This is a genomic window from uncultured Nevskia sp. (assembly GCF_903885465.1).
GTDB lineage: Bacteria > Pseudomonadota > Gammaproteobacteria > Nevskiales > Nevskiaceae > Nevskia.
Window position 1 is genome coordinate 1 of sequence record NZ_CAISIQ010000002.1, and the last position, 5,222, is coordinate 5,222.

Below are 5,222 nucleotides of genomic sequence, written 5' to 3' on the forward strand. Positions count from 1 at the left end.
ATAAAGACGTGGCGACTCCCGATTAGGGTCAGCTAATCGGAAGCCCCATGGTTCGATACGCGAACCACAGCTAGGCCACGCCGCCGTGTACACAGCGGTTACGACATTAGCATGGTTCCCTAAAGGATGTAATACGCCGAAGGGACTAGCACAATATGAGTAGGATAAGCAATGGACAGGCTACCCTTTCGGTGGATACATGATCTGGAAATAAAAGGGCGCGCTAGGCTACGTATTTCCTAGCGCCCCGCAGTTGGCTAGAACTGCGGACAAGGCCCCGTTGCACATGACAACGGGATAACCTTAACGTGGTTCCTTGAAAGTGTACATACACCAAAAGGACTAATATGCGAGATATATTTTATGGTGATGCGCGTGGATAACATGACCAAGGACGAGACGAAAGCCGCCCTAAAAGAAGCTCTGCATGAGTGGTTAGACGATAAATTTGTCTCGCTCGGAAAATGGTCGCTTGGTGGGATTTGTGCCGCTGGGCTTGGACTTATGGCATACTTTTTGATTGTGACAAACGGCTGGCATAAATAGCAGTATCCTATGGCTAGATAGGAGGTTGCATGCAGTTCACTGAAAACGCTGTAAAGCTCGTACAAGGCGCTGAAGGGCTTCGGTTGACAGCTTACCCAGACCCCGGTACTGGCGGGGCACCTTGGACCGTTGGATGGGGTCATACGGGGCCGGAAGTGGGTCCGGAAACGGGCCCAGAAACGGGAGGATCGATCGTGGTGGCCATTGTCAGTGCTTCCGGGGTGCTTCTTGAAGAGCGGGTTGTCGAGCGGCTTGCAGCAGCTGAAACCGGCTGATAGTGTAATGAACGTTACATTTCATTTTGTGCCTCCGACGTGGCGAAAGTCAAACCTCCCGCAAAGCCCGAAGCCGCGATACCCGTGCTGGCCAAAGCCAGGCGGAAGCCTGCGCGCAAGGCGCCGGGCGAGCCGTCGCCGGTCGCAGCCACTGCGGAACCGGAAGTGCTTGGCGCGCGCGGTACGGCCAGGCGTGATGCGATGCTCGCTGCGGCGCTCGATGTGTTTCTGGAGTACGGCTACGAAGGCGCCAGCATCGAGGAAGTGATGCGCCGGGTCGGCGGCTCGAAGGCCAGCCTGTACCGCTACTTCGGCAACAAGGAAGGCCTGTTCGGCGACATCATCGCTGCGCGCTGCGACGAGTTCATGCAGGGCTTGAAGATTCCGGCGCAGGCCGATGACGACATCGAAGCCACGCTCACAACGCTGGCCAGATTCTTCGTCACCTTGTTTCTCGATCACAAGCGACACGAGCTGTTCCGCATCATGATCGCCGAGATGCCGCGCTTCCCGGCACTCGCCCAGCGCTTCTACGAATACGGTCCGGCGCGCGCGCGCAAGCTGCTGGGCGACTACTTCCGCCGCCAGCACGAAGCTGGCCGCCTGGTCTGTCCGGACCCGGAATTCACCGCCGTGCAGTTCATCGAGATGGTCAAGGCCAACCCGCAGCACCGCGCGCTGCTCGGCTTCGAACCCTTCCTCCCCGGCCGCAACGCCGCCCAGCACATTGCCGGTGTCGTCAGCCTGTTCCTGCATGGCTGCGCGCGACGCCCTGATTCCCCTTGAAGACCCGAAAGATGAACCGCAGCCCCCAAGTCAACCGCGTCCTGAACCGCATCGCGGTCAGCGTTTTCCTGTCTTTGACGGCCGCACAAGCCAACGCCACCAGCCTGCACGAAGCTGCCGAACGCGCGCTCCAGCAGGATCCTCGGCTCGCTGCTGCCCATCTCTCCGCAACCGGCAGCGCGGCGGAAGTCGAAGCCGCCCGCGCCGGCTATCTGCCGAGCGTCAATGCCACCGTCATCGGCGGCCGCTCGCGGCTCTATACCGACGCCCAGTTTCCGCAGCCCGGCGCGCGTCAGCCGCTGAGCTGGGGCCTGGTCGCCAGCCAGCCGCTGTACAGCGGCGGACTGGTCAGCGCCCAGGTCGATGCCGCGCGCTCGAAGCACGAAGGTGCCGAGCAGAACGAAGTCGCAACCGCCCAGCAACTGCTGTTTGCCGCCGCCAGCGCCTGGCTCGACGTGAAGCGCGACCGCGCCGTGATCAGCCTCAACGAAACCAATGTCCAGCGCCTGCAGCAAGCACTGGACGACAGCCGCAAGCGCCTCGATGCCGGCGAAGCGACCAAGGCCGACGTCGCCCAGGCCGAAGCGCGGCTGGCCGAAGCCGGTGCCAACCTGTACCGAGCGCGCGCCACCGAATCGGTGAGCGCTGCGGCTTATGAGCGCGTCGTCGGCCTGCCGCCGGATCAACTGCCCGGCGACTGGCCGAAGCCGCTGGTGCCGGCGACGCTCGCCGAAGCGCTGGCCGTGTCCGCCGATACGCCAGCCGTGCGTGCCGCCGATGCCGAGGACCGCGCCGCGAAGTCGCGGATCAGCGCCGAGCAGGCCGGGCATCTGCCGCGCCTGTCGATCGAAGCGGAAGCCAACGATGCCGACGATTCCACCTTCACTTACGACCGCCAGACCTACTGGTCCGTGCAGCTGAAAGCCACCCTGCCGATCTATGCCGGTGGCGCTATCGCCTCGCGCGTCTCGGCCGCGAAGGCCGAAGCCTCGGCCGCCGCAGCGCGCGCCGCCGACAGCCGCCGCGCCTCGAGCGAAGCAATCGCCCAGGCCTGGGCGATGTACCAATCCTCGGCGCAGGTGATCGCCGCCTATGAAGCCTCCGTGAAGGCCAGCGAACTGGCGCTGGACAGCGTGCAGCGCGAGCAGGCCGTCGGCACCCGCACCACGCTCGATCTGCTCGACGCCCAACGCGAACTGCTGACCGCCACCGTCAACCTCGCCGCCAGCCAGCACGATCGCTCGCTGGCCGCGCTGCAGTTGCTCGGTGCCACGGGCAGGCTGACGCTCGCCGCCATTCCTTAGCGCGGGATCGACAGCCGCCGAATCGCTCGGTCATGCCAGCGTGCCAGCAGCAGCATCGCCAAGGTCGAGCCGATCAGCGCCATCAGCATGTCGGACTGCGTATCCCACTGATCGCCCTGAGTGCCGAGGAAATCGTCGGCGTTCTGGCCCAGTGCGACCGCCGCTGCCCATTCGATCAGCTCGTAGATGGCGCTGATCGCCATCGCCACACATACGGACAGCAGGCCGACGATGAACGCGTGGCCAACGACGATGCGATGGCGGATCAGCAGCTCGCGCGTCGCCAGCGCCGGCACGAAACCCTGCAGCAGATGACCGAGCTTGTCGTAGGGATTGCGGGATAGCGCGAACACCTCCTGCACCCAGTTGCCGATCGGCACGCGGGCGTAAGTCCAGGTTCCGCCACCGATCAGCACCAGCGCATGTACGGCGATCAGCACATACAGCAAGTTGGTCAGCGGAAAGCGCCGGCGGCTGAACCACAGCACCGGCGCGACCAGCACAACGGGCAACACTTCCATGACCCAGGTCATGCGATCGAACGGTGCGATGGCCGACGCGATCAGCGCCGCGGCCACCAGCAGGACCAGCGCCGTGTGCAGGCGGGAGTTGTCGTTCATCAAGCAGAGGTTTCCGGGTTGGCGCCGCGCCGCGCGGCTTTCAGACGATAGGCGAGCTGCGGCCGGGTGATGCCGAGCAGGCGCGCAGCCGCAGACAGATTACCGCCGGCCTGCGCGACGGCGCGCTCGATCATCAGCGCTTCGATGCGATCGATCGACAGGCCCTCGGCCGCGCCATTGCCGACCGCAGTGAGCAGATCGGCGATGACCTGACTGGTACGCACTTCGGGCGTCGCCTGTTCAACAACCGGCGCGGCTTCGGCCGCTGCCTTCTGCTGATCGCTGCGCAGGCTGCCACCACGGTCGAGGCTCAAGCTGCCGCTGGCCAGTTGCTCGCCGCCGGAGAACAGGTGGAAGGCGTCGATCGCACCGCCCTCCGGCGCCAGGATCATGCCGCGCTCGACGATGTTTTCCAGCTCCCGGATGTTGCCCGGCCAGTCGTAGCCGAGCATCGCGTCGATCGCCCGCCCCGTGAAGCCGGTGACCTTGCGGGCATTGCGCAGATTGAACTTGCGCAGGAAGTGATTCATGAAGATCGGGATGTCTTCGCGGCGCTCGCGCAGCGGCGGCACGGTGATCGGGAAGACGTTGAGGCGGAAGAACAGATCCTCGCGGAAGCGCCGGGCGCGAACTTCCTCGCGGAGATCGAGATTGGTCGCCGCGACCAGCCGCACATCGACCTTGTGGGTCCGCGTGCCGCCAACTCTTTCGATCTCCCGCTCCTGCAGTGCGCGCAGCAGCTTGCCCTGCGCGGTCCAGCTGAGGATGCCGATCTCGTCCAGGAACAGCGTGCCGCCGTGAGCGCGCTCGAAGCGACCCGGCCGCGCCGTGGTGGCGCCGGTGAAGGCACCGCGCTCGACGCCGAACAGCTCGGATTCGATCAGGGTTTCCGGGATCGCCGCGCAGTTGAGGGTGATGAATGGCCCGGCGCCGCGCGGGCTGACCCGGTGCAGGCTGCGCGCCAGCACTTCCTTGCCGACGCCGCTTTCGCCGAGGAACAGCACGGTGGCCTGGGTATCGGCAACCCGGCGGACCATGTGGCAGGCAGCGTTGAAGCCGGCCGAGGCGCCGACCACGTCGGTATCGCCAAGCAGGTCCTGCGCAGCACTGCCGATCGGCGAGGCCACGCCGAGATCGATTGGTGCCGACGTGGCAAGGCCGGCGGTCAGCGCATCGGCGCGCAGGAAGGCGAGATCGCGGCTGGCATCGTCCCATTCCTCGACCGGCTTGCCGATGATCCGGCAATGGCTGGCGCCCTGCGCGCAGCACTGAACCTCGCGGAACAGCACCGGCCGGCCCATGAAGCGGCTGATGAAGCCGGAGGCGTAGCCGATCTGCTGCCAGCAGGCCGGTTCGCTGCCGATGCCGTACAGGCGGATGTGTTCCTCGGCTTCCGAAGAACCGTGCCACAGGAACTCGCCGTGGAAGTGTCCCTTCTCCTCGTCGACTTCCATCATCACCGGCTCGACCCGCACCGTGCCTTCGAGCATGTGCAACTGCGGGCCGCCGTAGATCGCATTGGCGGCACCGCCGCTGCCGCGCAGCTTTCGCGACAGCTCGGCGTCGTGCGAACCGGAGTTGTAGCCGATGCGGGTCAGCAGCCCCCGCGCGCGATCGACGCCGAGGCTTTCGATCAACTCGCGGCGCAGCACCCCGAGCGCCGAACTGTGCAGCAGCAGCATGCGTTGATC

General features: G+C 65.1%; 5 protein-coding genes. 3 read left to right on the forward strand and 2 right to left on the reverse strand.

Annotated features, from left to right (window positions below; translation table 11 throughout):
• Nucleotides 1-384 precede the first annotated feature (384 nt).
• The 3 genes from QZY06_RS00055 to QZY06_RS00065 all read left to right on the forward strand — a co-directional run bounded on the left by QZY06_RS00055 (nucleotide 385) and on the right by QZY06_RS00065 (nucleotide 2,911).
• Nucleotides 385-546, forward strand: a complete 162-nt coding sequence (locus QZY06_RS00055) for a hypothetical protein (RefSeq protein WP_295678581.1) — start codon at nucleotides 385-387, stop codon at nucleotides 544-546.
• 359 nt (nucleotides 547-905) lie between these two features.
• On the forward strand, nucleotides 906-1,607 hold the full coding sequence (locus QZY06_RS00060; RefSeq protein WP_295678583.1) for a TetR/AcrR family transcriptional regulator: 702 nt from the start codon (nucleotides 906-908) through the stop codon (nucleotides 1,605-1,607).
• Nucleotides 1,608-1,618: 11 nt separating this feature from the next.
• Entirely contained in the window at nucleotides 1,619-2,911 is a 1,293-nt protein-coding gene (locus tag QZY06_RS00065; protein ID WP_295678584.1) for a TolC family outer membrane protein, read from the forward strand.
• On the opposite strand, the gene QZY06_RS00070 is transcribed toward QZY06_RS00065, so the two are convergent.
• Both QZY06_RS00070 and QZY06_RS00075 read right to left on the reverse strand, forming a co-directional pair.
• The gene (locus QZY06_RS00070; RefSeq protein ID WP_295678587.1) at nucleotides 2,908-3,531 is read right to left on the reverse strand and encodes a DUF2238 domain-containing protein; all 624 of its coding nucleotides are present in this window, start codon (nucleotides 3,529-3,531) and stop codon (nucleotides 2,908-2,910) included. The genes QZY06_RS00065 and QZY06_RS00070 overlap by 4 nt on opposite strands.
• Nucleotides 3,531-5,222, reverse strand: a 1,692-nt coding sequence (locus tag QZY06_RS00075) for a sigma-54-dependent Fis family transcriptional regulator (protein WP_295678589.1), incomplete at its 5' end; no start/stop codon positions are given. The genes QZY06_RS00075 and QZY06_RS00070, both read right to left, overlap by 1 nt.